This is a genomic window from Pseudomonas wenzhouensis, from assembly GCF_021029445.1.
Classification (GTDB): domain Bacteria; phylum Pseudomonadota; class Gammaproteobacteria; order Pseudomonadales; family Pseudomonadaceae; genus Aquipseudomonas; species Aquipseudomonas wenzhouensis.
On sequence record NZ_CP072610.1, the window covers coordinates 335,699 to 360,813 of the forward strand.

General features: G+C 64.5%; 27 protein-coding genes and 1 pseudogene. 13 read left to right on the forward strand and 15 right to left on the reverse strand.

The genetic code is table 11. The features are described 5' to 3' along the window. Window positions 1-52: 52 nt before the first annotated feature. On the reverse strand, window positions 53-1,438 hold the full coding sequence (locus tag J7655_RS01585; RefSeq protein ID WP_230926269.1) for a NorM family multidrug efflux MATE transporter: 1,386 nt from the start codon (window positions 1,436-1,438) through the stop codon (window positions 53-55). A 139-nt stretch (window positions 1,439-1,577) separates the two neighbouring features. Between J7655_RS01585 and J7655_RS01590 the strand changes: the two genes are divergently transcribed. From J7655_RS01590 to J7655_RS20880, 3 genes and pseudogenes are all read left to right on the forward strand, one after another. Continuing rightward, the gene (locus tag J7655_RS01590) at window positions 1,578-2,498 is read left to right on the forward strand and encodes a LysR substrate-binding domain-containing protein (RefSeq protein ID WP_230926270.1); all 921 of its coding nucleotides are present in this window, start codon (window positions 1,578-1,580) and stop codon (window positions 2,496-2,498) included. Window positions 2,499-2,805: 307 nt separating this feature from the next. Continuing rightward, window positions 2,806-3,927, forward strand: a pseudogene (locus J7655_RS20875) (Cache 3/Cache 2 fusion domain-containing protein); the annotation flags it as partial. Between the two features lie 132 nt (window positions 3,928-4,059). Next, window positions 4,060-4,782, forward strand: coding sequence for a methyl-accepting chemotaxis protein (locus J7655_RS20880; protein ID WP_420850926.1), 723 nt, complete (start codon window positions 4,060-4,062; stop codon window positions 4,780-4,782). 1 nt (window position 4,783) lies between these two features. Here J7655_RS20880 and J7655_RS01600 read toward each other — a convergent pair whose 3' ends face one another. Both J7655_RS01600 and J7655_RS01605 read right to left on the reverse strand, forming a co-directional pair. Beyond that, window positions 4,784-6,277 carry a YifB family Mg chelatase-like AAA ATPase gene (locus J7655_RS01600; RefSeq protein ID WP_230926272.1) on the reverse strand — a complete coding sequence of 498 codons (1,494 nt, stop codon included), beginning with the start codon at window positions 6,275-6,277 and terminating at the stop codon, window positions 4,784-4,786. Between the two features lie 34 nt (window positions 6,278-6,311). Further along, entirely contained in the window at window positions 6,312-6,572 is a 261-nt protein-coding gene (locus J7655_RS01605) for an accessory factor UbiK family protein (protein WP_230926273.1), read from the reverse strand. Between the two features lie 408 nt (window positions 6,573-6,980). On the opposite strand from J7655_RS01605, the gene glnK reads away from it, so the two are divergent. The 4 genes from glnK (at window position 6,981) to sutA (ending at window position 9,831) form a co-directional block, all read left to right on the forward strand. Continuing rightward, window positions 6,981-7,319, forward strand: a complete 339-nt coding sequence (gene glnK, locus J7655_RS01610; protein ID WP_003096476.1) for a P-II family nitrogen regulator — start codon at window positions 6,981-6,983, stop codon at window positions 7,317-7,319. Between the two features lie 334 nt (window positions 7,320-7,653). Then, complete coding sequence (locus J7655_RS01615; protein ID WP_230926274.1) at window positions 7,654-8,907, forward strand: ammonium transporter; 1,254 nt, start codon at window positions 7,654-7,656, stop codon at window positions 8,905-8,907. 98 nt (window positions 8,908-9,005) lie between these two features. Beyond that, window positions 9,006-9,431 carry a secondary thiamine-phosphate synthase enzyme YjbQ gene (locus J7655_RS01620; RefSeq protein ID WP_230926275.1) on the forward strand — a complete coding sequence of 142 codons (426 nt, stop codon included), beginning with the start codon at window positions 9,006-9,008 and terminating at the stop codon, window positions 9,429-9,431. 76 nt (window positions 9,432-9,507) lie between these two features. Continuing rightward, window positions 9,508-9,831 carry a transcriptional regulator SutA gene (sutA, locus tag J7655_RS01625; protein ID WP_074861275.1) on the forward strand — a complete coding sequence of 108 codons (324 nt, stop codon included), beginning with the start codon at window positions 9,508-9,510 and terminating at the stop codon, window positions 9,829-9,831. Between the two features lie 294 nt (window positions 9,832-10,125). Here the strand turns inward: sutA and J7655_RS01630 are convergent, their stop codons facing one another. Genes J7655_RS01630 through lptM form a run of 6 tightly spaced genes read right to left on the reverse strand, consistent with a single transcriptional unit; the run spans window position 10,126 to window position 14,703 of the window. Beyond that, entirely contained in the window at window positions 10,126-10,824 is a 699-nt protein-coding gene (locus J7655_RS01630; protein WP_230926276.1) for an HAD family hydrolase, read from the reverse strand. Beyond that, window positions 10,821-11,723, reverse strand: coding sequence for a tyrosine recombinase XerC (gene xerC / locus J7655_RS01635; RefSeq protein ID WP_230926277.1), 903 nt, complete (start codon window positions 11,721-11,723; stop codon window positions 10,821-10,823). Before xerC ends, J7655_RS01630 begins: the two co-directional genes overlap by 4 nt. Window positions 11,724-11,780: 57 nt before the next feature. Next, a complete protein-coding gene (locus J7655_RS01640; RefSeq protein ID WP_230926278.1) occupies window positions 11,781-12,479 on the reverse strand; it encodes a DUF484 family protein in 699 nt (232 codons plus the stop codon). Continuing rightward, the gene (gene dapF / locus J7655_RS01645; RefSeq protein ID WP_230926279.1) at window positions 12,476-13,306 is read right to left on the reverse strand and encodes a diaminopimelate epimerase; all 831 of its coding nucleotides are present in this window, start codon (window positions 13,304-13,306) and stop codon (window positions 12,476-12,478) included. Before dapF ends, J7655_RS01640 begins: the two co-directional genes overlap by 4 nt. A 10-nt stretch (window positions 13,307-13,316) precedes the next feature. Next, window positions 13,317-14,564 carry a diaminopimelate decarboxylase gene (lysA, locus tag J7655_RS01650; protein WP_230926280.1) on the reverse strand — a complete coding sequence of 416 codons (1,248 nt, stop codon included), beginning with the start codon at window positions 14,562-14,564 and terminating at the stop codon, window positions 13,317-13,319. Window positions 14,565-14,577: 13 nt separating this feature from the next. Then, window positions 14,578-14,703, reverse strand: a complete 126-nt coding sequence (gene lptM / locus J7655_RS01655; RefSeq protein ID WP_017361215.1) for an LPS translocon maturation chaperone LptM — start codon at window positions 14,701-14,703, stop codon at window positions 14,578-14,580. A 152-nt stretch (window positions 14,704-14,855) separates the two neighbouring features. On the opposite strand from lptM, the gene J7655_RS01660 reads away from it, so the two are divergent. The 4 genes from J7655_RS01660 (at window position 14,856) to rnk (ending at window position 17,008) form a co-directional block, all read left to right on the forward strand. Next, on the forward strand, window positions 14,856-15,893 hold the full coding sequence (locus J7655_RS01660) for an AraC family transcriptional regulator (RefSeq protein WP_230926281.1): 1,038 nt from the start codon (window positions 14,856-14,858) through the stop codon (window positions 15,891-15,893). 69 nt (window positions 15,894-15,962) lie between these two features. After that, complete coding sequence (gene cyaY, locus J7655_RS01665) at window positions 15,963-16,295, forward strand: iron donor protein CyaY (RefSeq protein ID WP_084341062.1); 333 nt, start codon at window positions 15,963-15,965, stop codon at window positions 16,293-16,295. Then, a complete protein-coding gene (locus J7655_RS01670) occupies window positions 16,285-16,482 on the forward strand; it encodes a DUF1289 domain-containing protein (RefSeq protein ID WP_084341063.1) in 198 nt (65 codons plus the stop codon). The genes cyaY and J7655_RS01670 overlap by 11 nt, the downstream gene beginning before the upstream one ends. A gap of 118 nt (window positions 16,483-16,600) precedes the next feature. Continuing rightward, window positions 16,601-17,008 (forward strand): nucleoside diphosphate kinase regulator, encoded by a 408-nt coding sequence (gene rnk, locus J7655_RS01675; RefSeq protein WP_084341064.1) that lies wholly within the window; start codon window positions 16,601-16,603, stop codon window positions 17,006-17,008. An 85-nt stretch (window positions 17,009-17,093) separates the two neighbouring features. Here the strand turns inward: rnk and J7655_RS01680 are convergent, their stop codons facing one another. The 6 genes from J7655_RS01680 to argH form a co-directional block, all read right to left on the reverse strand. Then, complete coding sequence (locus J7655_RS01680) at window positions 17,094-19,952, reverse strand: class I adenylate cyclase (RefSeq protein WP_230926282.1); 2,859 nt, start codon at window positions 19,950-19,952, stop codon at window positions 17,094-17,096. Between the two features lie 242 nt (window positions 19,953-20,194). Then, entirely contained in the window at window positions 20,195-20,449 is a 255-nt protein-coding gene (locus tag J7655_RS01685) for a TIGR02647 family protein (RefSeq protein ID WP_230926283.1), read from the reverse strand. A gap of 88 nt (window positions 20,450-20,537) precedes the next feature. Beyond that, a complete protein-coding gene (locus J7655_RS01690) occupies window positions 20,538-20,813 on the reverse strand; it encodes a hypothetical protein (RefSeq protein ID WP_230926284.1) in 276 nt (91 codons plus the stop codon). Window positions 20,814-20,823: 10 nt separating this feature from the next. Beyond that, the gene (locus tag J7655_RS01695) at window positions 20,824-21,309 is read right to left on the reverse strand and encodes a GNAT family N-acetyltransferase (RefSeq protein ID WP_230926285.1); all 486 of its coding nucleotides are present in this window, start codon (window positions 21,307-21,309) and stop codon (window positions 20,824-20,826) included. Window positions 21,310-21,328: 19 nt separating this feature from the next. Next, window positions 21,329-21,571: a hypothetical protein gene (locus tag J7655_RS01700; protein WP_230926286.1), complete on the reverse strand. Its 243-nt coding sequence runs from the start codon at window positions 21,569-21,571 to the stop codon at window positions 21,329-21,331. 34 nt (window positions 21,572-21,605) lie between these two features. Next, window positions 21,606-23,000 (reverse strand): argininosuccinate lyase, encoded by a 1,395-nt coding sequence (gene argH, locus J7655_RS01705; RefSeq protein ID WP_230926287.1) that lies wholly within the window; start codon window positions 22,998-23,000, stop codon window positions 21,606-21,608. 232 nt (window positions 23,001-23,232) lie between these two features. On the opposite strand from argH, the gene J7655_RS01710 reads away from it, so the two are divergent. Continuing rightward, a complete protein-coding gene (locus J7655_RS01710; protein ID WP_230926288.1) occupies window positions 23,233-24,312 on the forward strand; it encodes a sensor histidine kinase in 1,080 nt (359 codons plus the stop codon). Beyond that, window positions 24,309-25,055 (forward strand): LytR/AlgR family response regulator transcription factor, encoded by a 747-nt coding sequence (locus tag J7655_RS01715; RefSeq protein WP_230926289.1) that lies wholly within the window; start codon window positions 24,309-24,311, stop codon window positions 25,053-25,055. Before J7655_RS01710 ends, J7655_RS01715 begins: the two co-directional genes overlap by 4 nt. Window positions 25,056-25,115: the final 60 nt, after the last annotated feature.

Sequence of the window (25,115 nt, forward strand, 5' to 3'; positions counted from 1 at the left end):
AGCCCGGATTCATCCGGGACCGTGTGCCGGGCTTCCCCGGATTGCATCCGGGCTACGACAGGCAGACCTCGCCCTCTATCCTGTTCGACCGCTGCAGGCGCGCGATCTTCCACTGGAAGCCGAGCACCAGGCCGGTGGCCGTGACCGCCAGCCCAGCCGCCAGCCCCCACCACACGCCCTGTGCCCCCCAGCCGAGCGGGAAGGCGAGCAGCCAGGCCAGTGGCGCGCCGGCGCACCAGTAACCGGTCAGGCCGATCAGCAGGGTGGTACGCCCGTCATTGAGCCCCCGAATCGCACCCATGGCGATGCTCTGCAGGCCGTCGAACAGCTCGAACCAGGCCGCGATCGCCAGCAGGCTGACCGCCAGGCTGACGATATCGGCGAAGGCCGGATCGTGGCGGTCGAGGAACAGGCCGATGATCCACTCTGGCAGCAGCCAGAACAGCAGGGCGAACAGCAGCATCAGGGCAGCGCCCATTACCATGCCCAGGTGCCCGGCCAGGCGCGACAGGTGCAGGCGCTCGGCGCCGTAGTGCAGGCCGACGCGGAAGGTCACGGCATAGGACAGCCCCTGCGGCACGATGAACGCCAGCGCCACCGTCTGCATGGCGATCTGGTGCGCCGCCAGTTGCACGCTGCCCAGTGCGCCCATGCACAGGGTGGCGAAGGTGAACAGCCCCTGCTCGGCGGCGTAGGTGCCGCCGATGGGCAGGCCGAGGCGCAGCAGGGCACGCATCTCCGTGCGCTGTGGGCGGTCCAGGCGAAGGCGCAGCCCATACTGGCGGTACTGCGCGGCGATCAGGATGTACAGCGCCAGGGCCAGAGCCATGGCCGTGCTGACCAGCGCGGTGGTCATGCCGATGCCGCTCAGGCCCAGAGCGGGCAGACCGAACCAGCCCTTGATCAGCGCATAGTTGATGATGAAGTTGGTGAGGGTGCCGACGATGCTGATGGCCATGACCGGGCCCGGATGGCCGATGGCACTGGTAAAGCCGCGCAAGGCCATGAAGCACAGGTAGCCAGGCAGCGCCAGCGACAGTGGATGGAGGAATGCCATGGCCTGACTCGCCGCATCAGGATGCTGACCCAGATAAGGCAGTAATGGCCCCAGGAAATTGAGGCACAGTGCGCTGCCGATGGCCAGCAGCAGTGCCAGCCACAGGCCGCTCTGCAGCAGGCGGGTGACGCCGCCGGGGTCACCCGCACCATGACGAATGGCGACCAGGCTGCCAACGGCGGCGATCACCCCGGTGCAGAAGATCGAGAAGATGAAATAGCAGGTGGCGCCCAGTGCGCCGCCGGCCAGTTGCTGTGGGCCGAGCATGGCCATCATCAGCGTGTCGGTGAAGATCATCAGCGCATGGGCCAACTGTGCGGAGATCAGCGGGCCGGCCAGGCGCAGCAATGCCGCCAGCTCATGGCCAAGAGAATTTTTCATGATGAGTAAAACTTCGGCAGGGTAAGCATCCCCAGGCTGTCGGGGGATAGGTAATCGCCGCTATTCTGTGGCTCTTTTCGAGTGCTCACAAAAGGAAAATAGCCATGCATTGCATGATTAAAACTCATGGAAGCAAGGCATGAACCGCCGTCTGCCGCCGCTCTATGCGCTGCGCGCCTTCGAGGCCGCCGCGCGACATGCCTCGTTCACCCGTGCCGCCGAGGAACTGGCCATTACCCAGAGTGCGGTCAGCCGGCATATCCGCACGCTGGAGGAGCACTTCGACTGTCGCCTGTTCGAGCGTTGCGGGCGCAGCCTGCAGTTGAGCGAGCAGGGGCGTGCCCTGTTACCGGGCGTGAGTGACGGCTTCGACAGCCTGGCGCGGGCCTGTTCGGTGCTGCAGGCCGATGACGGCGTGTTGCGCCTGAAGGCGCCGACCACGCTGACCGTGCGCTGGTTGTTGGCGCGTTTGTCGCACTACCGCCAGGTGCATGCCGATGCCGAGGTGCAGCTGACCAGTACCTGGATGGATGTGGACAAGGTGGATTTCCGGCAGGAGCCCTTCGACTGTGCGGTGCTGCTGTCCGATGGCCATTTCCCCGATGAATGGGAAAGCACCGAGCTGTTTGCCGAGTGGTTGATCCCGGTGTGCAGCGCTGCCGATGCCGCGGATGCACCCTGGACGCTCGAGCGCCTGCTTGCGGCGCAACAGTTGCACCCGACGCCGGATCGCCGTGACTGGCGGCGCTGGCTGCAGGCCACCGGGCTCAGTGATCAGGTGCCACTGAAAAGCGGGCAGATGTTCGACATGCTCGAACTGGGCATTGTCGCAGCGGCGCGTGGTTATGGTGTGTCCATCGGCGACCTGTTGATGGTGGCCGAGGATGTGGCGCTCGGACGGCTCGGACTGCCCTGGCCAACAGCCGTACTGAGTGGCGAGAGCTATTATCTGGTATGGCCGCGTGCGCACCGGGCGCAGGGGCGCCTGCGGCGTTTGCGTGACTACCTGCTGGCAGAGGTCGCCGCGCTGGCGCTGCCCGAGGTTGAGCGCTTGCGCTGAGCGAGGTCATGGCCTGCGTACGGGGCGCTGCCGACCATCAACGGCCGGGGCGACCCCGCGCAGCGTGAGCGGACTGCAAGGGTGCGCATGAGTGTCGGCCTCTATTTATTGATCGATTAAATCTATCAAAGGCTGTGTTTCGGCATTGTTTTGGTAATAAATGACGACCGTATGGCGCTTTGACATTGACCGAGCGCAATGCTCAAGTATCCTCGCGCGCCTTCGCCGAGTCATAGGACGACTAGGTGGTATCGACATTGCTTGAGTCATTTGCCCAGACGCTCATGGCCGCACACCCGGAGCCCTCATGAATCCTTCCCGCTCTCGCATAGCCCTGCAACTGGCGACCATTCTGGCTTTGCTGCTGGTACTGCTGATCAGCGTCAGCACCCTGTTCGCCCTGCGTTCACTCAACGAGGCCAATCTGGTCACCCGCGAAAAGCACCTGGGCAGCGAAGCCGGGTTGCTGGCCGACCAGCTCGAAACCTTCCACGGCAGCCTGCGCGAGAGTACGCAGCGCCTGGCTGGGCTGTTCGAGCAGCGCTTCAGCAGTGGCTTGCAGGTACGCACCGATGAGCGTGTGAGCATTGGCAGCCTGCAGGCTCCGGCGCTTTACCTGGGGGCTACACGCCTGAACAACCACTTCACCGAGGTTGATGACTTCACCCGTATGACGGCGGGTGTGGCCACGGTATTCGTGCGCGATGGCAGCGAATTTATCCGTATTACCACCTCGCTGACCAAGCAGGACGGCACTCGGGCATTGGGCACGGCGCTCGACCACGCACACCCGGCCTATCAGCGCCTCTTGGCCGGGCAGAGTTATGTGGGCCGGGCCTTGCTTTTCGACCGTAACTACATGACCCAGTACACCCCTGTGCGTGATGGCCGTGGGCAGGTCATCGCCGTGCTGTTCGTCGGCTTCGACTACACCGATGCGCAGACGCTGCAATTGAACAAACTGAGCGCATTCCGCATTGGCAATACAGGTTCACTGGCGGTGCTCGACGAGCACGGCAAGTGGCTGGTCAAGCCCGCTGGCACGGGCGCTCTGGAGACACTGCCGGCAGCCCTGAGTGAGCGGATTGCCCGTCCCGGTGAGGGCGGCTTCTGGACGGATGCCGGGCAGACGTTCTACAGCGTCGCCATGCCCTTCGCCGGTGGCCCCTGGACGGTGCTGGCAAGCATGCCGCGCGAGGAAATCCAGGCAGTGACCTGGCGTGTCGGTACTCAGTTGGCCATGGGCAGCGCGATTACCCTGTTGCTGGCGGTGATCGCCGTGGTCTGGCTGCTGCGGCGCAAGCTCAAGCCGCTGGGTGATCTGGTCAGGCAGGCGCAGGCGCTGGGGGCCGGCGACCTCGGTGCGCGCATGGCGCAATCCAGTGATGACGAGATTGGCGAACTGGCGCGCAGCTTCAACCACATGGGCGAGGCACTGGCGGCTATGGTGGCGGGTATTCGCAGCGCCGCCCGGGATGTCAGTGCGCGCTCGCAGGCGCTGTCCACGCTGTCGCACGATGCCTATCAGGGTATTGATCAGCAATCTGGCGAGATCAGCAGCATGGCCGGCGCGGTGGAGGAGTTCAGCGCCACGTCACAGAACATCGCCGACAACATGCGCAACACCGAGCGCCTGGCCAGTGCCAATGCCCAGCAGACGCGCATTGGCCGTACCTCGATGGATCAGGCCTCCGAGGCACTGGTGCAGATTGCCGAAGCCCTTGAGCAGACCTCCACGGTGATCAACGGCCTCGGTCAGCGCTCCCAGGAGATCGGCGGCATCGTCAGCGTGATTACCGCGATTGCCGACCAGACCAATCTGCTGGCGCTCAACGCCGCCATCGAAGCTGCGCGTGCAGGCGAGCAGGGCCGTGGTTTTGCCGTGGTCGCCGATGAGGTGCGCAACCTGGCCGGACGCACCCGTGAGGCGACCAACGAGATCTCGGCGATGATCGGCAGCATCCAGAGCGAGACGGGCAGTGCCATCGCCACTATGGAGCAGGGCCGGCAGCTCATGCAGGACGGCCTGGAGCGCAACGCCAAGGTGGCGTCAGCGCTGGCGCAGATCAGCGAGCAGAGCGATGCTGCTGGTGAGCAATTCGCCGCCATCACCACCGCCACCAGCGAGCAGAGCAGTACCGCGACCGTGCTCAGCGCCAACCTGCAGAGCATTGCCCAGGCCAATGGTGAGCAGCGGCAAGTGGTGGCCAACCTGGGCGACACTGCGCGCGAGCTGGACCATCTGGCCTCGCAACTGCGTCAGGAGGTCGAGCGCTTCCGTTGAGTCACCCTGCTGCGGGGCGATACTGCAGCGCTTCGGCCAGGTGGGCACGGCTGATGTGCTGTTCCTCTGCCAGGTCGGCCAGGGTTCGCGCGACCTTGAGCACGCGATGGGCCGCGCGCAGGGACAGACCCAGGCGTTCGCAGGCGCCCTCCAGCCACTGCCGGTCGGCATCGCCCAGGGCGCAATGCTGGCGCAGGCCGGGCAAGTCGAGAAAGGCGTTGGCCACGCCCTGGCGCTGCAGTTGCCGGGCGCGGGCCTGTGCGACCTTGGCGGCGGCCTGAGCGGTGCTTTCGCCATCCTGCGGTGCAGCATTGAGGGCCGTTGTTTCGCGGGCTACCGTCAGGTGCAGGTCGATGCGGTCGAGCAGTGGCCCCGACAGCTTGGCGCGGTAGCGCTGGATCTGCTCCGGGGTGCAGCGACAGCGGTTGCTTGGGTCACCCAGGTAGCCACACGGGCAGGGATTCATCGCCGCCACCAACTGAAAACGCGCCGGGAAACGCACCTTGTCGCGTGCCCGGGCAATCACGATATGACCGCTTTCCAGCGGTTCGCGCAGCACTTCCAGCACCTTGCGGTCGAACTCCGGCAACTCGTCGAGAAACAGCACGCCCATATGGGCCAGGGTGATTTCACCTGGTTGCGGGCGGCTGCCGCCGCCGACCAGTGCCGGCCCCGAGGCGCTATGGTGCGGGGTGCGAAAGGGGCGTTGCGGCCAGTGCTGCAGAGGCGCGTGGCTGGCCACCGAATGAATCGCCGCAACCTGCAGCGCCTCGCTTTCGTCCAGCGGCGGCAGCAGGCCGGGCAGGCGGCTGGCCAGCAGCGTCTTGCCGGTACCGGGCGGGCCGCTGAGCAGCAGGTTGTGTGAGCCGGCAGCCGCCACCAGCAAGGCGCGTTTGGCGGCCGACTGGCCCTGGACTTCGGCCAGATCCGGGTAGGGGCGGCTCTGTCTGAGCAGCCCCTGTGCAAGATAAGCGTCGAGCGGTGCGCTGCCGTTGAGGTGCGCGGCGATCTGCAACAGATGCTCGACGGCGATGACCTTCAGCCCTGAGGCCAGGCTGGCTTCTTCGGCATTGGCGTGCGGCACCATCAGGGTGCGTCCGGCGGCCCGTGCGGCCAGAGCGGCGGGCAATACGCCCTGCACCGGGCGTACCGCGCCGGACAGCGCCAATTCGCCCAGGCATTCGTATTCATCCAGTGACTGCGCCGGCACCTGGCCGCTGGCGGCGAGAATACCCAGGGCGATGGCCAGATCGAAGCGTCCGCCGTCTTTCGGCAGATCGGCAGGTGCCAGATTCAGGGTGATGCGCTTGCTCGGAAATTCGAACGCGGCATTGAGGATCGCACTGCGTACACGATCCTTGCTCTCCTTGACCGCCGTTTCCGGCAGGCCCACCAGGGTCAGGGACGGCAGGCCGTTGGCCAGGTGCGCTTCGACGGTGACGGCCGGGGCTTCGACGCCGACCTGGGCGCGGCTGTGGACGATGGCCAGGGACATGATCGCTCCTTGATCTGTAACTGCCCCGCCGGACTCAATCGGCGGGCGGGTTCAGCTTGTTTTCCAGCTCGACGACCTTGGCCTCCAGTGCCTCGAGGCGGGCACGGGTGCGGGCCAGCACCACCATCTGGCTGTCGAACTCGTCACGGCTGACCAGATCGAGCTTGCTGAAGCCGCTCTGCAACAGCGCCTTGAACTGCGCCTCCAGTTCGGCACGCGGCAGCGGGCTGTCGCCACTGAACAGGCGCGAGGCGTGAGTGCTGAGGGTGTCGAGCAGGGCTTTTGGCGGCAGCATGATCAGGTTCCGTAAACAAACGGTCGGCAGTGTAGCACGCAGCTGTCAGCGGGATGTTCAGGCGTGGTCTGCACGATTTTTGAGCATTGCGTGATGTGTCTCCGCACCAAATGTGTGCGGCGCGTCCGGTGTGAAGGGCCGGGCAATGCCGCCCGAAACAGGTAAAGGCTTGATAGATGGCGCTTTTGCGTGAGCTGGCAAGCTTTCTGCTTAGACCCCAGCGACGCATGCACCGATGCAGTTCCGGTGCGGCAGGCGAAGCGGGGAGTGTTTCGTCGGGGCGGTTAGTGGGTATCGATCACGCCAGGCTGGAGCGGTCGGTGCATTACAAAAGCCAGACACTGCGCTTAGACTTGGCCCGGGTTCGCAATTCCTGGGGCATGTCCACCTTTCACGGGAGAAAGTTTCATGAAACTAGTCACTGCCATCATCAAGCCGTTCAAGCTGGACGACGTGCGCGAGTCACTGTCGGAGATCGGCGTGCAGGGCATTACCGTCACCGAGGTCAAGGGCTTCGGCCGTCAGAAAGGCCATACCGAGCTGTATCGCGGAGCCGAGTATGTGGTCGATTTTCTGCCCAAGGTGAAGATCGACGTGGCCATCGCTGACGATCAGCTCGATCGTGTGATCGAGGCCATCACCAAGGCTGCCAACACCGGCAAGATCGGTGACGGCAAGATTTTCGTAGTCAACCTGGAACAGGCGATCCGTATTCGTACCGGCGAAACCGATACCGACGCGATCTAACAAGCCTCCGAACCCCACGCCCCAGGAGTAAACCCATGACTCTGCGAACTTTCGCAGGGCTAGGAGCCCTTTTGTCCTCGAATTCTGCTCACACGCCGTTTTCGAGGGCCAATGCCGGAGCAGGCGATGCCCTCGCCGCTCTGCTGTGCCAGATCCTCTTCGGGTCTCGCGCTCGCCTAGTGATGGGAATGCCTGGTCGCCTTGCGGCGGCAGGGGTTCCGGTGATCCAGAACGAGCGTGGCAACGACCTGTAAAGCATGCGGAACGCGTCCGGCGCCAACCTGGACGTTTCTACCGAACAGCGCACAACAAAAGCGCCGGCAAGAGGTGAAAAATGGATAACACAGCATTGACTGCATTGCAGTACGGCTTCGATACCTTCTACTTTCTGATCTGTGGTGCCCTGGTAATGTGGATGGCAGCGGGTTTTGCCATGCTCGAATCCGGCCTGGTGCGTGCCAAGAACACCACCGAGATCCTGACCAAGAACGTGGCGCTTTATGCCACCGCCAGCGTGATGTACCTGCTGGTCGGTTACTACATCATGTACTCCAGCCCGGAAGGCGGCATCTTCCCTAGCCTGGGTTTCCTGATCGGTGACGAGAACACCGCTGAGGCCGTTCTGGCTGGTGGCGAGGATGCACCCTACTACTCGGCCCGTTCGGACTTCTTCTTCCAGATCGTGTTTGCCGCGACCTGCATGTCGATCGTTTCCGGCGCTGTCGCTGAGCGCATGAAGCTGTGGGCTTTCCTGGCTTTCGCCGTGGTCATGACTGGCTTCATCTACCCGATCCAGGGTTTCTGGAAGTGGGGCGGTGGCTTCCTCGATGCTGCAGGTTACCTCGACTATGCCGGTTCCGGTGTGGTGCACATGGCCGGTGCTTCCGCCGCTCTGGCTGGTGTGCTGTTACTGGGTGCGCGTAAGGGCAAATACGGCCCGAATGGCCAGGTCAACGCCATTCCGGGTGCCAATCTGCCGCTGGCCACGCTCGGTACCTTCATCCTGTGGATGGGCTGGTTCGGTTTCAACGGTGGTTCGCAGCTGAAGATGAGCACCATCGAAGACGCCAACGCCGTGGCCCAGGTGTTCACCAACACCAACATGGCTGCAGCCGGTGGTCTGATCGTCGCGTTGATCGTGGCCCGCCTGCTGTTCGGCAAGGCTGACCTGACCATGGCGCTGAACGGTGCGCTGGCTGGCCTGGTGGCCATCACTGCCGAGCCGCTGACCCCGAGCGCCCTGCAGGCCACCCTGATCGGTGGCGTGGGTGGTGCGCTGGTGGTGTTCTCCATCCTCGGTCTGGACAAGGTGAAGATCGACGACCCGGTGGGTGCCATCTCCGTGCATGGCGTGGTCGGCATCTGGGGCATCCTGGCCGTCTGCCTGACCAACGAAGACGCGTCGCTGGGCGCTCAGCTGCTGGGTATCGTCAGCATCTTCGCCTGGGTGTTCATCGCCAGCCTGATCGTGTGGAGCATCATCAAGGCGGTGATCGGCCTGCGCGTCAGCGAAGAAGAGGAATACGAGGGTGTGGACATCGCCGAATGCGGCATGGAAGCCTACCCGGAGTTCACCGGCAAGAAGTGAGTTTCGCCGGGAATGACAAGGGCGCCTTTAGGCGCCCTTTGTTTTTTCTGGCAGCACGCTAGAATGCGCGCGCTGGAGCCATCGAGAGTGAGAGCGGCATGTGGCAGCAACGCATCATCAGTCTGCGTCCGCGTGAGCGCGGTTTTCATCTGGTGACCGAAGAGGTGCTGGGCGCATTGCCGGAACTGGCGCAGGTGCGTGTCGGTCTGCTGCACCTGTGGCTGCAGCACACCTCGGCATCGCTGACGGTCAACGAGAACGCCGACCCTGCAGTGCGCCGGGATTTCGAACGCTTCTTCAACCGTCTGGTGCCGCAGGGTGAGGCAGGCTACGAGCACGATGACGAAGGGCCGGACGATTTGCCGGCGCACTTCAAGGGCAGTCTGCTGGGCGTTCAGCTGCAGCTGCCGATACAGCAGGGACGGCTGGCGCTGGGCACCTGGCAGGGTATTTACCTGGGCGAGCATCGCGATCATGGCGGTGCTCGGCGAGTGGTGGCGACCCTGCAGGGCGAGGCTATTTGAATTTTTCCGGTGGTGCGGTGTTCACTGCGCGACTGGGCTATAACTAACCTGCTTTTCGCAAGTCATGAGGTTGAACATGAGCGACGAAGACCTGGAACAAGATGATCTGGAAGCGGCCGACGAGGACGACGGTGAGGAACTGGCTGCTGCCGATGACGGCGACAGTGGCGACGATGAAGGCGACGGCGAGGTCGTAGCCAGCAGCAAGAAGAGCAAGGCCAAGGCTGTCGAGGTCGACGAGCTGCCGAGCATCGAAGCCAAGCAGAAGGAGCGCGACGCCCTGGCCCGCGCCATGGAAGAGTTCCTCGCCCGTGGCGGCAAGGTGCAGGAGGTGGAGCCCAACGTGGTCGCCGACCCGCCCAAGAAGCCCGACAGCAAATACGGCAGCCGCCCCATCTGAGGACGACTCGCTGCAAGGAACCCGCCCCAGTGGCGGGTTTTTTGTGCCCGCCATCCCTGGCGGCAACCCGGAGCGGCGCAGATCAACCGGCACGTCGGCAATCTTGTAGGAGCCCGCTTGCGGGCGATCAGCGCTGCGCTGAGTGGATCGCCCGCAAGCGGGCTCCTACACAAGAACCGGCACTGGCGCAGCCCGCTATCCAGGCCGTAGCCCGGATGAAATCCGCGGCATCTCCTGCGCTGAATGGTGGGAGATTCCAGGCGACAGAGAAATGCTGTTTCCGCCCCGAGGCTTCTACGACCAGCTGTCGAGCAGCACTGGCAGCTCGGCCAGGCTGGCGATCTGCGCATCCGGGGCCGTCTCGCCTTCCCAGCTGCGTCCTTGCGGATTGAACCAGACCGCCCGCATGCCGGCCGCCTGGGCGCCGGCAATGTCATCGCTGGGATGGTCGCCGATATGCACGGCACGCTCGGCGGCTACGCCGCCGGCGCGGCTGAGTGCTTCACGGAAGGGTTTCGGGTCGGGTTTGCCGATGCCCAACTCCTCGGCGCACAGGGCAAAGCGGAAGTATTCCGACAGGCCCAGGCGGCGTACATCGGCATTGCCGTTGGTGATTACGCCGAGCATGAAGCGCTCGGCCAGGGCTTCCAGCGTCGGGTGCACCTCGGTGAACAGCTCGACCTGATGGCGCGCGCTGAGAAACACTTGAAACCCTGCTTCGGCCAGCGTCTGCGCCTCGCCGTGTGGGTAGCCGGCATCTTCCAGGGCGTGAAACAGAATGCGTCGACGCAGCTCGCTCAAGCGATGCTTGAGCATCGGTTCGGCACTCAGCAAGCGACTGCGCACGGCCCACAGGTGTTCGACCGGTACCGCACCCAGACGCGGCGCGTGCAGCGCCAGCCAGTTGCGCAGGGCCGCCTCGGCGTCCTGCATCACCGGGGCGACGTCCCAGAGCGTGTCGTCGAGGTCGAAGGTGATCAGTTCAATGCTCATTCGGAACCGCCTTTGCGCTTGGCGCGTGGATGGGCCTGGTCATAGACATTGGCCAGGTGCTGGAAGTCCAGGTGGGTGTAGATCTGCGTGGTGGCGATGTCGGCATGGCCGAGCAGCTCCTGTACCGCGCGCAGATCCTGCGAGGACTCCAGCATATGGCTGGCGAAGCTGTGGCGCAGCATGTGTGGATGCAGATGCTGGCCCAGCTCGCGCACGCCGGCCTGGCGCACGCGCAGCTGCACCGCGCGCGGCCCGAGGCGACGGCCCTGTTGGCTGATGAATACCGCGCCGTCTCCGGGGTTGGCCAGTTTGCGCAGCGGCAGCCACTGCTCCAGTGCCTGTCGCGCCAGGCTGCCGACCGGCAGTTCGCGCGCCTTGTTGCCCTTGCCGCGCACCCGTACCAGCCCAGCGGGCAGGTCCAGGCCGTCGAGATCGAGCCCTACCAGTTCGGACAGGCGCAGGCCCGAGGAGTAGAACAACTCGAGCATGGCCTGGTCGCGGCGGGCGATGAAGTCGTCCTCCACGGCGCCGTCGAGCAGTTGGGCGCTGCGGTCGGCGTCCAGCGTACGCGGCAGGCGGCGCTCGCGTTTCGGCGGGCTGAGGCCGGTGGCCGGGTCATGGCGGCACAGGCCTTCACGCAGCAGGTATTGATAGAGGCCGCGGGTGGCCGAGAGCAGGCGCGCCAGACTGCGGCCGGACAACCCCTGCTGATGCAGGCGGGCGACCAGACGGCGCAGATTGCGTGTGTCCAGCTCGCTCCAGTCGTTCAGGCCTTCGGCTGCACAAAAGGCCTGCAGCTTGGCCAGATCACGGCGATAACCGTCGAGGGTATGCACCGACACCTGGCGCTCGCGGCGCAGGTGTTCGAGGTAGGCGTCGAGATGGGTTTCAAGTGTCACGTGCCGGGCTCCGAGCGGGCCGAAGGTGGATGAGCCTCGTCATCCACCCTACACGACCTAGCGTACCGAGCGCAGCGGCGTGGCGAAACTCGGCAATACGCGGGCCAGGACTTCGGCGATATAGCCGAGGAACAGGGTGCCGAGCGAGCTCTTGTAATGCTGTGGGTCAGCGCTGCCAATGGCCAGGACGCCATGCAGGCCCTGGTGGGTGAGGCTGACCACGGCGGCGGAGCCGACTTGCGTGGCGTCTTCCTTGCCGAACAGGAATTCCAGCTCGTGTGGGCGCAGCACGCCGCAGACGGTCTTGCCTCCGCTGAGCAGGCCACCGATCTGCTGGTGGGCTTCGCTTGAGCTGACCGAGCGGCCGACTGGCAGCTTGTTGTCGCTGAACAGGATCAGGCCGACGAAGGGCACCTGAAACTCGTGACGCAGGCTGTCTTCGACCACGCCGACCACTTCCTCGAGGCTGCCGGCATCGAGCAGGTCGAGCACCAGGCGGCGGGTCTTGTCGAACAGGCGGTCGTTGTCGCGCGCCACGTCCATCAACTGGCCAAGGCGGTGGCGCATCTCGATGTTGCGCTCACGCAGCAGTTTGACCTGGCGCTCGACCAGCGACACGGCGTTGCCGGGCTGGTGTGGAATGCGCAGTTCGGGGATGAGTTCTTCATGGTCGATGAAGAACTCCGGGTGCAGGCGCAAATAGGCGGCGACCGTTTCCGAATCGAGCGGTTTGGGCGAATCCTGCTGGTCGGTCATAGGCGAATCTGTCCTTCGTATACGCGGGCAGCGGGGCCGGTCATCATAACCGGCTGACCGTCGCCTGCCCATTCGATGGACAGTTTGCCGCCCGGCAGCTCCAGTTGCACGGGCGAATCCATCCAGCCCTGGCGAATCGCCGCGACCGCTGCGGCGCAGGCGCCGGTGCCGCAAGCCTGGGTTTCGCCGGCGCCACGCTCCCATACGCGCAGGCGCGCATGCTTGCGGTCAAGCACCTGGAGGAAGCCGACGTTGACCCGCTGCGGGAAGCGCGGGTGGTGTTCCAGTTTCGGCCCGAGGCTGTGTACGGGCGCGTCATCGACGCTGTCGACGCGCAGCACCGCATGCGGGTTGCCCATCGACAGTGCGGCCAGCTCGACGCTTTGGCCGTCGACCTCGACGCGATAACTGAGCGCCGCCTGTTCGGCCTGGAAGGGGATCTGTTCCGGCTGCAGGCGCGGTGCGCCCATGTTGACGCAGACCTGGCCGTCGTTCTGCACGCGCAGTTCGATGATGCCGCTCTTGGTTTCGACGCGAATCACCTTTTTGGTGGTCAGGCGCTTGTCCAGCACGAAGCGGGCGAAGCAGCGCGCGCCGTTGCCGCATTGCTCCACTTCCGAGCCGTCGGCGTTGAAGATGCGGTAGCGGAAGTCGACGTCCGGGTGGCTCGGCGGCTCGACGATCAGCAACTGATCGAAGCCGACGCCGGTGTGGCGGTCGCCCCACTGTTTGGCATGCTTGGGTTGCACGTGGGCGTGCTGACTGATCAGGTCTAGCACCATGAAGTCATTGCCCAGGCCGTGCATCTTGGTAAAGCGCAATAGCATGACGTCGCCCTCAGGCCGGCAGCAGGCTTTCGCCGGCGTAGAGCTCTTGAACCGTCTCGCGACGACGCACTTCATATGCCTGTTCGCCGTCCACCAGCACCTCGGCGGCACGGCCGCGGGTGTTGTAGTTGGAGCTCATTACGAAGCCGTAGGCACCCGCCGAACGCACCGCCAGCAGGTCGCCTTCGGCCAGCACCAGCTGACGATCCTTGGCCAGGAAGTCGCCGGTCTCGCAGATCGGCCCGACCAGGTCGTAGTGGCGCGCCTCGCCGTCACGCGGCTGCACCGGCGAAACGTCCATCCAGGCCTGATACAGGGCCGGACGGATCAGGTCGTTCATCGCCGCATCGACGATGGCGAAGTCCTTGTGCTCGGTGTGCTTGAGGTATTCCACCTGGGTCAGCAGCACGCCGGCATTGGCGACGATAAAGCGCCCCGGCTCGAATACCAGCGACAGCTCACGGCCGGCCAGGCGCTTGCGCACGGCGGCGATGTAATCGCCGGCCAGCGGCGGTTGTTCGTCGCGGTACTGCACGCCAAGGCCACCGCCCAGGTCCAGGTGCTTGATGACGATGCCGCGCGCGGCCAGCTTGTCGACCAGCAGCAGCAGGCGATCTAGCGCATCGAGGAAGGGCTCGAGGGTGGTCAGCTGCGAGCCGATATGGCAGTCGACGCCGATCACGTCCAGGTTTGGCAGCTCGGCCGCGCGGGCGTAGACCGCCTCAGCCTGCTCGATGTCGATGCCGAACTTGTTTTCCTTGAGGCCGGTGGAAATGTACGGGTGGGTGCCGGCGTCCACGTCCGGGTTGACCCGCAGCGAGACGGGCGCCTTGACGCCCAGCTCGGCGGCGACCTTCTGCAGGCGCTCCAGCTCGACGCTGGATTCGACGTTGAAGCAATGCACGCCGACTTCCAGCGCGCGGCGCATGTCGTCGCGGCTCTTGCCGACACCGGAGAAGACGATGCGGCTCGGTTCGCCACCGGCGGCCAGGACGCGCTCCAGCTCACCGCTGGAGACGATGTCAAAGCCGGCGCCAAGGCGCGCCAGCACGTTGAGCACGCCGATGTTGGAGTTGGCTTTCACCGCGAAGCAGACCAGGTGCGGCATGCCCGCCAGGGCATCAGCATAGGCGCGGTACTGCCCTTCGATGTGGGCGCGCGAATAAACGTAGGTGGGCGTGCCGAAGCGCTGGGCCAGCGCAGACAAGGCGACGCCTTCCGCGAACAGCTCGCCGTCGCGGTAGTTGAAGGCTTCCATGGTGCAGCTCCTGTCAGAGTTCGAAACGGTCTCGGCTGTTGCCGGCGTTGTCGTCGCCCGGCAGGTACAGCGGGCCTTTCTGACCGCAGCCGGCCAGCAGGCAAACGGCGGCGAGGAGCGCGAGGGTCAGTCGCTTCATGGGGCAGTCCTTGAAATAAGCGTGAATTGCGCCGGAGTATACCGACCCCCCGTCACCTTGCCTATGCGCCCGGCGCCCGCCTGGCGGGGCGCCGGCTCGATCTGCATCTGCCGTGGCATGAGTTAGCATGGGGGCCGTCATGAGGAGCTTCGATGGACAAACCCGCGATTCTGGCCGGCACGGTCTCCGTGGCCTATCTGCAAGGGCTGGTTGAATACCTGCAGCGCCAGGGGATCGCCCCCGAGGCACTGCTCGCTCATGCCCAGCTCAGCCCGGAAGTGCTCGGTCAGCGCGATCAGCGCATCGCGGCCAGTGCCTATCTGACGCTGTTGAGCGAGGGCGTGCGCCAGAGCGGTGATCCGTTTCTGGGCCTGCACCTGGGGGAGTCGGTACGGCCGGGTTACTACGGCGTGCTCGGTTACCTGATCATGAGTTGCGCGACCCTGGCCGACGCGCTGCACCGCCAGGCGCGCTACGCCTCGCTGGTCGGCAATCTGGGGCAGGTGGTGCTCGATGACGAGCCCGCCCGCATGGACGGTGAAGCGTTGGTCGCCCATCGCTGGCAGCCGCTACTGGCGCAGCAGCAGCGGCAACTGAGCGAGGAAACCCTGGCCGGCTGGGTCAGTTTCGGGCGCTGGATCAGCGGCCTGGACATCGCACCGACCGAGGTGCGTTTCCAGCATTCTGCACCGGCCGATACCTCGGAGCATGCGCGTATCTTTCGTTGTCCGGTGCTGTTCGATCAGCCCGACAACGCCCTGGTATTTCCCAGGCGCCTGCTCGCAGCGCCGCTGAGCCAGGCCGACGCGCAGGTGCGCGGCATGCTCGATGCCTACGCTGATCGGCTGCTGGCTGAGCTGAACCAGGGGCATGGCGTACTCGATCGCGCGCGCCTGGAGCTGGCGCGCCAGTTGCCGGAACAGGGGGCGGACCTGGAGGCCATCGCTGCCGCACTGGCGTTGACCCCGCGCACCCTGCAGCGGCGCTTGCGCGAGAGTGGGCTGTCGTTCAGCCAACTGGTCGACGAGACACGCCAGCAGCTGGTGCTGCATTACCTGCGCGACCCGGCGCTGGAGCTGGCGGAAATCGCCTTTCTGGTCGGCTTCAGCGAAGCGGGTTCGTTGGCCCGTGCATTTCGTCGCTGGACGGGAACGAGTCCGGGCGAGTACCGTCGCCACCTTTGTGCCTAGGCCGGCTATTCTGGCCTGGCGCTTACCGCTAATTTTTCTGCAGTTGCTGCATCTAGTGAGGACACCCCGATGAGCCTGAGCGAAGCCCGCTTTCACGACCTGGTCGATGCCACCCAGCAGGCGGTGGAGGACATCTTCGACGACAGCGGCCTGGACGTCGATCTGGAGAACAGCGCCGGTGTGCTGACGGTGCGCTTCGACAATGGCAGTCAGCTGATTTTCAGCCGTCAGGAGCCGATTCGTCAGCTGTGGCTGGCGGCCCGCTCCGGTGGCTATCACTTCGACTACGACGAGGCCGAAGGGCGCTGGATCTGCGATACCAGTGACGAGCAACTGGGCGAGATGCTGGTGCGCATCACCCTTGAGCAATGCGGCACCGAGCTGGAGTTCGATGAGCTCTGAGCCGAGCGAAGCGCCGCTGGCGTCACCCTGTCGGCGCCAGTGCTGCCTGGATGAACATGAGCAGTGCCTCGGTTGTGGCCGTACCCTGCAGGAAATTCTCGACTGGGGCACGGCCGACAACGTGCGGCGGCGCGTGATCTGCCAGGCCGCCGAGCAGCGCTTGCGCGAGCGCCGGCAGGGCCGTTGACCCGGCAGTCTTGTTTATTTATCCGGCTGTGTTAGGGTCGGCAGAACATTCAGCTAAACCCCGCCTTCGGGCGGGGTTTTGCTTTTTTACGGTTTAGGCGAGGAGAGCGCCCGACATCATGAACAGCACACCAACCATCACCATTACCCGCCTCGATATGCAGCGTCTGGAGCGTCTGCTCGACAGCCTGGACGAGTTTGGTCCTGGCGCAGAAGCGCTACAGGCCGAGCTGGATCGTGCCGAAGTGGTGGGGCACGACGAGGTGCCGGCCGGTGTGGTAACCATGAACTCGCGCGTGCACTGCCGCGAGGAGAGCAGCGGCAAGGACTACCACCTGACTCTGGTCTACCCGGAGGATGCCGGTGGCGAAGGCAAGGTCAGCATCCTTGCGCCAGTCGGTTGCGCCCTGCTCGGCCTGTCCGTCGGCCAACACATCGACTGGCCGGCGCCAGGTGGCAAGCAGCTCAAGCTGACATTGCTGGAAGTCGAATACCAGCCGGAAGCAGCGGGCGAGTACGACCGCTGAACGGCGTTTAAGCAGGAAGCCCACATCCGGGCGAGTGCAACCCTCAGGGCTTCACTGCCGGCGGCGGATTATCGATAGCGCTGTGTCAGGCCTGCTGCAGTGCCGCATTCAGAGCATTCTCCAGCTCGCTCTTGTAGCGCAGGTAGTGCACGGTCTGCGCCCGCTGCCCGGCCAGTACGGCAGACAGGTCGAGGTCGGTGATGTAGCAGGGATAGCGTTCGCCACCGGCACGCTGAACGATGATGTGCTGTGCCACGGCGCGATACAATTCGCGACCGTATTCCAGTTCGGAAAACTCGCGGTGGTTGCAGTACAGCGTGACATGGCGTTGACGACCGTCGCCCGGCTCGACGATGGCCTGCACGTCGTAGAACGGGTGGCTGACCTGCGACTCGGGCGCGGGTCTGCGCTCCAGGCGCTGGGCGCGCAATGGTGCCGCCGGCAGCAACTGGTAGTAGAGGATTTCCAGCGCGGGCTGGCTGTCGGCGCCCTCGAGCGGCAGCATGGCATTGCGCCGATACAGCAGTGACTGCAGGAAGCGATGGATCGGTGTCAGCAGGCTTTGCTCGTCGCGAAATGGCAGGCGTCTGCGCCACAGGGCGTTGTGCTCGTCGAGCAGGGTCAGCTCGGCCTCACCGCTGCTCTCGTGCACGCGGTAGAACACCTGCAGGCACTGTGGGCGGCCCATGGGCAGGATCAGCGCCAGGTCGTCGCCCTCGAGTGCATGGCGATCCAGGCGCAGCGGGCTGTAGCGCTCCTGTTCGGCGCCCAGATGGTCGAGCAGGGCCGGCACGTCACCCAGAGCGGTGTGGCTGACCTGGCCGGGGGCCAGTTGCAGAACGTGATAATGCTGGCGCACCTGCACCAGGTAGCGTGATGGGTACCCTTCGGCGTAGCTGTCGAGCAGGTCGCGCAGCAGTTCTTCGACCCGTTCGGCGATGGGTTGTGCACGGTTGCGGCAGTAGCAGCGTACCTGCACCCTGGGGAGCGCGCTGCCGGGCGGCAGGCTGTTGAGCAGGTCGCGCAGGCAGTCGAGCAGGGCGTCGGCACCGTCGTAACGGCTGACCTGCAGTTCGTTCCAGCTGTTGAGCACCACCTGGTCGAGGGTCAGCACCAGGTTCTCGCGTACCCCGGAATAGCCCAGCGCGTCGGTGCGGTCGGTGGTCATGTGCACGTTCATCTGGCTGTGCTGCTTGAGCGGGTCGACGCCGACATTGACCAGCAACAGCACCTGGCTGGGAACGCTGGCTCGCAGCAGGGCGGCTTCTTCCACGGGCTGCAGGGGCAGCGGGAAGCTCTGTTGCAGGCTGCCGATCAGGTTGGACAGCTCGTATTCGGTGAGGTCGCTGGCGCCGGGGTGCAGCGACAGACGGGTGCTGCTGTCGATCACGCCGTTGCGATGGCACCAGGCAAGCAGTTCGATCAGTTCACGCGAGCGCTTCAGCGGCGCGAAGTCGGCCCATTCCTGCGTACCCAGGCTGCCGTTGAACAGCGCCCAGAGGCGTTCGTTCGGCGCTTCGGGGCTGCTGTACTGAACCAGGGTCAGGGTGTCTTCGGCCAGATCCGGGGCGATGCCGGGGTTGATGAATTCGACCTTGCCGGCCTTGCGCTCGAAGGCTGCATACAGACGTCTGCCCAGCACGTTTAGGTCGCGGTTGTTGAGCGAGCTGCCGGCCTCGGTGCTGCGGGCAAACTGCGAGAGGAAGCGGTAGCTGTAGGTCAGCTCGTTGACCAGTACGCGGCGCTCGGCGGCAACCTGGCGCACCTTCCACTGGCTGCGGCTGTCGAGCACGTTGAGTTGGCGGGCCTGCCAGCCCCATTCCCGGGTCAGACGTTCGAGCAGCAGGCGCTGCCAGCTCTTGGTGCGGCCCCGGGTCGGCGGGCGGCTGATCTTCTTGTTGACCTTCAGGTACAGGCAGCGACGGATCAGTTCGAGTCGTTCCTGGTCACAACGGGCGCTGAGGTATTCCTCCAGGCGGCGGTAGATGACGATGTAGGGGTCGAGTTCGTCGAGATCCAGACGACCTTCGAACACGGCCTGCTTGAAGCGCAGGGCCAGGCACTCGACCTGTGGGTGCTCGCTGGCGTAGACCTCGGTGAGCAGCAGCTTGAGGGCGGATTTGTAGGGCGATTCGATGCCCTTGTACAACTGCCACATGCCGGCGCCGATGAACTCTTCCGGTGGAATGCGCGCCAGATGACCGAGGTCGAGCACATCTTCGTCGCGCACGAAGCGTTTGCTCAGCAGGGTGCGGCAGTAGTCCTCATAGCGCCCTTCTTCATACACCGGCACCAGCCACCAGAGCGGTGTGCGTCCGCCGAGCCAGATGGCGGTGCGGTAGAACTCGTCGAGGAGTAGATAGTGCTGGGTGGTGCCGCAGTCGTCGGAGGTCAGTTGTGCTTCACGCGCGCCCTGGGTGAAGCGTTGCGGGTCGACCAGAAAGACATGCACCTCGGCGCCCTGCGTGGCGGCCCAGCTTTCCAGCTGATCGCACTTCTTGCGCAGCTCGTGCAGTTCCTGCGCGCTGAGGCTGGGCGAGTGGCACAGCCACAGATCCATGTCGCTTTGTTCGGCCTGTGCCACGGTGCCTAGGCTGCCCATCAGGAACAGCCCATGCAGCGGCGCGGCACCCTGGCCGCGGCGCGGTTTGTAGACGAAGGAGCGGGTCAGGCGCTGCACTTCGGCCAGGCTGTCGTCATCCGGCTCGAAACCGCTGAGGCCCGCCGGTGTGCTGGCCGAGACGTAGCCGGGTAGCAGCGGATGATTGACGTGCAGCAGCAGCGGCAAGAGCTTGAGCACCAGTTGCTGGCGCGTCGACAACGCTTCCATGGCGCGCTGCAGACGGCCCTGGTTGATCCGCAGAAAGCGTGCGCGCAGCTGTGCCAGCACCTTGCGGTCGATGCCGTCATCGATATCGGGGCGTATTTCCTGCGTGCGCGTCATGCTCGAACTCTGCTGCGGGTGTGGCAAGCCTATCAGCGGCGTGCCCTTCAGTGCAGTGCCTGATCGTTATATCGCCCGTTATGCCGCTCGCTGAAGAGCGACCGGCGATGCCGAACAGTCATGGCTGAGCAGTCTTGCGCAGGTGCACCGCCCAGAGCGCGGCACATCTGCTGTGCGACGCTCTGATTCGCGGTGGGGCGTTATGCCTATCCCATTCGCGGGTCGGGTGGCGGCGGTTTGGATCAGGCGGAGGTGGCCTGGCGGTTCGACAGTATGGTCAGCAGGCCTTGTGCATGTTCGGCAGCATCGATGCCCAGACTGGTCAGATAGCCGCCATCGGCCTGGCTGACCAGACCTTTTTCATAAAGACGGGTGATGGCGCCCTGCGCCTTGAATGAAGCGTTGTTATGCACCTTGAGCCCCTCCTGGTGGTTGTCCAGGTTATACAGGGCGAGGATTTCCAGCTCGTCGATCAGGTCAGCGGTGAATGCCTTCATGGTGACTCCGTCTTGTTGTTGTGGCGCTCCTGCAGTGTAGAGCCATGTACCGGGCTCTGACCATCGCCGCGTTGCGGGTGGGTGAGAATCAGCTTTCCGCCGGCAGTTCCGGCAGGGCGCGTAACGCCTGCTCGTACCAGGTACCATCGAAGGGGCGATCCTCGCGCAGCATGGCGTCGACTTCGTGGGCCAGCACCAGGGCCATCAGTTCGAGGATTTCCTCACGCGCATAACCGACCAGTGTCAGTTTGTTGTACACCGCCGTGGCGGCGGCCGGCTCACCACTTTCCAGCTGATTCTCGATGGCCTGGATCAGGGTGGCTTCGGCGAAGTCTTCGTCTGCGTGGTCGTCGTGTTCGCTCATCTGTTATTCCTCATGGAGTGTCGGCAGCGAAATCCAGCAAGGCCTGGCCAGTCAGGCGATAGGTGGTCCATTCGCTCTGCGGGCGGGCGCCGAAGGATTCATAGAAGTCGATGGCGGGGGTATTCCAGTCCAGCACTGACCATTCGAAGCGGCCACAACCGCGTGCCACGGCCACTTGCGCAAGATGGCGCAGCAGTGCCTTGCCGGCGCCCAGGCCACGTGCTTCGGGGCTGATGTAGAGGTCTTCGAGGTACAGGCCGTGCTTGCCCAGCCAAGTGGAGTAATTGAAGAAGTACACCGCATAGCCGATGGGCTGACCGTCGTGCTCGCAGATCAGGCCGTGGGCCGTGCTGCCGTCGGCGAACAGGCTGTCGCGGATGCCGGCAGCATCGGTCTTGACCTCATGCTCGGCCTTTTCATAGATGGCCAGTTCGGTGATGAAACGCAGGATCAGCTCGGCGTCATCAGAGGTGGCGGGGCGGATGGTCAGGGGCATTGGCGTATCTCGTGAATGGTCAGCCGTAGGTAAGGGTCAGCCACGTCAGTGGCAAACCCACCAGGCAAAGGAAACCGAATGCAGCGACCCAGGTCGTGCGCGAACCCATTGGGTCGTCCACGCGTAGCGGCAGGTTTGGGTAGCGGCCCAGCGTCAGTAGCCTCAGGGCCAGCCAGCCGGTGCTGTACAGAATGTAGCCAACCACGACCTCGAGTACGAACTCGGCGAGTAACGCCAGGCCGCGCAGCAATAATTCGAACATGGTAATTCCTTTTCCCTGATGGTTCCCGTGGGCGTTAGCGAGCCGCCAGCAATTCGCGGCCACGCAGCACCGCAGCACGCACCTGATTCGGAGCCGTGCCGCCGATGTGGTTGCGGGCATTCACCGAGCCTTCCAGGGTCAGCACGGCGAACACGTCCTGTTCGATCTGCTCGCTGAACTGGCGCAGCTCGTCCAGGCTCATCTCGGCCAGGTCCTTGCCGCTGTCGACGCCGTACTTCACCGCGTGGCCGACGATCTCGTGGCAGTCGCGGAACGGCAGACCCTTGCGCACCAGGTAGTCGGCCAGGTCGGTGGCGGTGGAGAAGCCGCGCAGCGCCGCCTCGCGCATGATTTCGCGCTTGGGCTTGATCGCCGGCACCATGTCGGCAAAGGCGCGCAGGCTGTCGCGCAGGGTATCGGCGGCGTCGAACAGCGGTTCCTTGTCTTCCTGGTTGTCCTTGTTGTAGGCCAGCGGCTGGCCTTTCATCAGGGTCAGCAGGCCGGTCAGAGCGCCGAACACGCGGCCGGTCTTGCCGCGCACCAGCTCGGGTACGTCCGGGTTCTTCTTCTGCGGCATGATCGAGGAGCCGGTGCAGAAGCGATCCGGCAGGTCGATGAACTGGAACTGCGCGCTGGTCCACAGCACCAGCTCTTCGGAGAAGCGCGACAGGTGCATCATCGCCAGCGAGGCAGCGGCGCAGAATTCGATGGCGAAGTCGCGATCCGACACGCCGTCCAGGGAGTTGCCGCCCACGGCGTCGAAGCCCAGCAGTTCGGCGGTGATCTCGCGCTGGATCGGGTAGGTGGTGCCAGCCAGCGCGGCAGAGCCCAGGGGCATGCGATTGGTGCGCTTGCGGCAGTCGACCAGGCGCTCGTAGTCGCGCGACAGCATTTCGAACCAGGCCAGCAGATGGTGGCCGAAGGTCACCGGCTGGGCAGTCTGCAGGTGGGTGAAGCCGGGCATGATGGTCTCGGCTTCGCGCTCGGCCTGCTCCAGCAGGCCCTGCTGCAGGCGGGTGATTTCGGCGAGGATCAGGTCGATCTCGTCACGCAGCCACAGGCGGATGTCGGTGGCCACCTGGTCATTGCGGCTGCGTCCGGTGTGCAGCTTCTTGCCGGTCACGCCGATGCGGTCGGTCAGCCGCGCCTCGATGTTCATGTGCACGTCTTCCAGATCGACACGCCAGTCGAAGGTGCCGGCTTCGATCTCGCCCTGGATCTGCTTGAGGCCGTCGATGATCGCGTCGCGCTCGGCATCGGTGAGTACGCCGACCTTGGCCAGCATGGTGGCGTGGGCGATGGAGCCCATGATGTCGTGGCGGTACAGGCGCTTGTCGAATTCCACCGAGGCGGTGAAGCGGGCGACGAAGGCGTCGACGGGCTCGCTGAAGCGGCCGCCCCAGGATTGGTTGGTTTTTTCGCTGCTCATGATTAGTGCTCGGAATCGGGCGGGCCACGTTGGCGGCCAGCATGGCGGACAAAGTGGGTCGATAATAACAGGGTCGAGCCGCGTTTCGCCGGGCGGCGTTCGTCGTTGGACGCGCTGGGGCATTGTCGGTTGCTTCACAAAACTGCGCTGAAGGCAGCATTTCGGTGCTTTATTTCACCCGCCAGGAGCTCTCCGGCTTGCCGGCTCGCAAGGCGAAACGGAAACTGCACCGATGCACACTCAATCGTTTGCCAAGAACAGACCCGCCGCCGTCGACGACTTCTTCGTCCCCGAACTGTGCCAGCCTGAAGCGCTGCTGAGCATGGTGCTGCTGGCCGAATTGCTGGTGCTGGTACTGGTACTCGCCGAACCGATGACGCCGGGTTTCGACTGGGTGCGGCTGGCCCTGACGTCCTTGTTCGTGCAGTGGATCGTGCTGCTCTCGGCCGCTGTGCTGTGTCGTCTGCGCCCGCTGCTGGCGCGCTTGCGTCCGGCGCTGGCCGGCGGCCTGTGCTGCGCGTTGGTGGTGGTACTGACCCTGTGTTGCACGGCGGTGGCCGACTATTACGAGCTGGGTGGGCCGCTGCCGCGCAGCGGCGAGGTGAATCTTTATCTGCGTCATGCGCTGATCAGCCTGATCATGTCCGCACTGCTGCTACGCTATTTCTATCTGCAGAGCCAATGGCGGCGGCAGGAGCAGGCCGAGCTGCGTGCGCGCATCGAGTCGTTGCAGGCGCGGATTCGCCCGCACTTCCTGTTCAACAGCCTCAACAGTATCGCCAGCCTGGTGGTGGTCGACCCGGCCAAGGCCGAGCAGGCGGTGCTGGATCTGTCCGATCTGTTTCGTGCCAGCCTGGCCAAGCCTGGCACGTTGGTGTCGTGGAAAGAGGAACTGGAGCTGGCGAAACGATATCTGTCGATCGAGCACTATCGGCTTGGCGAGCGACTACAGTTGCAGTGGGAGGTCGAGGGTGTGCCGGAGGATCTGCCGATTCCCCAGCTGACCCTGCAGCCTCTGTTGGAGAATGCGCTGATCTATGGCATCGCACCGCGTATCGAGGGTGGCCTGGTGCGGGTCGAAGCGGATTACCAGGATGGTGTGTTCAGCTTGTGTGTCAGCAATCCGTATGAAGACCGGGGCGTGCAGCACCCGTCACGGGGAACGCAACAAGCGCTGGGTAATATCGACGCGCGTCTGGCGGCACTTTTTGGGCCGTGCGCGAGTCTCAGCGTGGAGCGCCGTGACGGCCGTCATTACAGCTGTCTACGCTATCCTTGTGCGAGACTCACGCAGGAAGCCAGAGCAATATGAATGTCCTGATCGTCGATGACGAACCCCTTGCCCGCGAGCGCCTCAGCCGCATGGTCGGTGAGCTCGAGGGTTACCGGGTCCTGGAGCCCGCCGCCAGCAATGGCGAGCAGGCCCTGACCCTGATCGATAGCCTCAAGCCGGATGTGGTCCTGCTGGATATCCGCATGCCCGGCCTCGACGGCCTGCAGGTCGCGGCCAAGCTGTGCGAGCGCGAGGCGCCGCCGGCGGTGATCTTTTGCACGGCTCACGATGAATTTGCCCTGGAAGCCTTCCAGGTCAGTGCCATTGGCTATCTGGTCAAACCGGTGCGCCCTGAAAGCCTCAGCGATGCCCTGAAAAAGGCCGAGCGGCCCAATCGCGTGCAACTGGCAGCGCTGACCCGTCCTGCGGCCGAGACGGGCGGTGGCCCGCGAACCCATATCAGCGCCCGTACCCGCAAGGGCATCGAGCTGATTCCGCTGGAGCACGTGGTCTATTTCATCGCTGATCACAAATACGTGACCCTGCGTCATGAGGGCGGCGAAGTCCTGCTGGACGAACCGCTCAAGGCGCTGGAAGACGAATTCGGTGATCGCTTCGTGCGGATTCACCGCAATGCGCTGGTGGCGCGCGAGCGTATCGAGCGCCTGCAGCGTACGCCGCTTGGGCATTTCCAGCTGTTCCTCAAAGGGCTGGGCGGCGACTCGCTGGTGGTCAGCCGCCGTCATGTCGCCGGTGTACGCAAGCTGATGCAGTCTCTTTGAAGGAAGCGTCGACTGCGGCCTATGGCCGCCACCTTCTGCCGGCGCGGAGCGAGCCTGTTA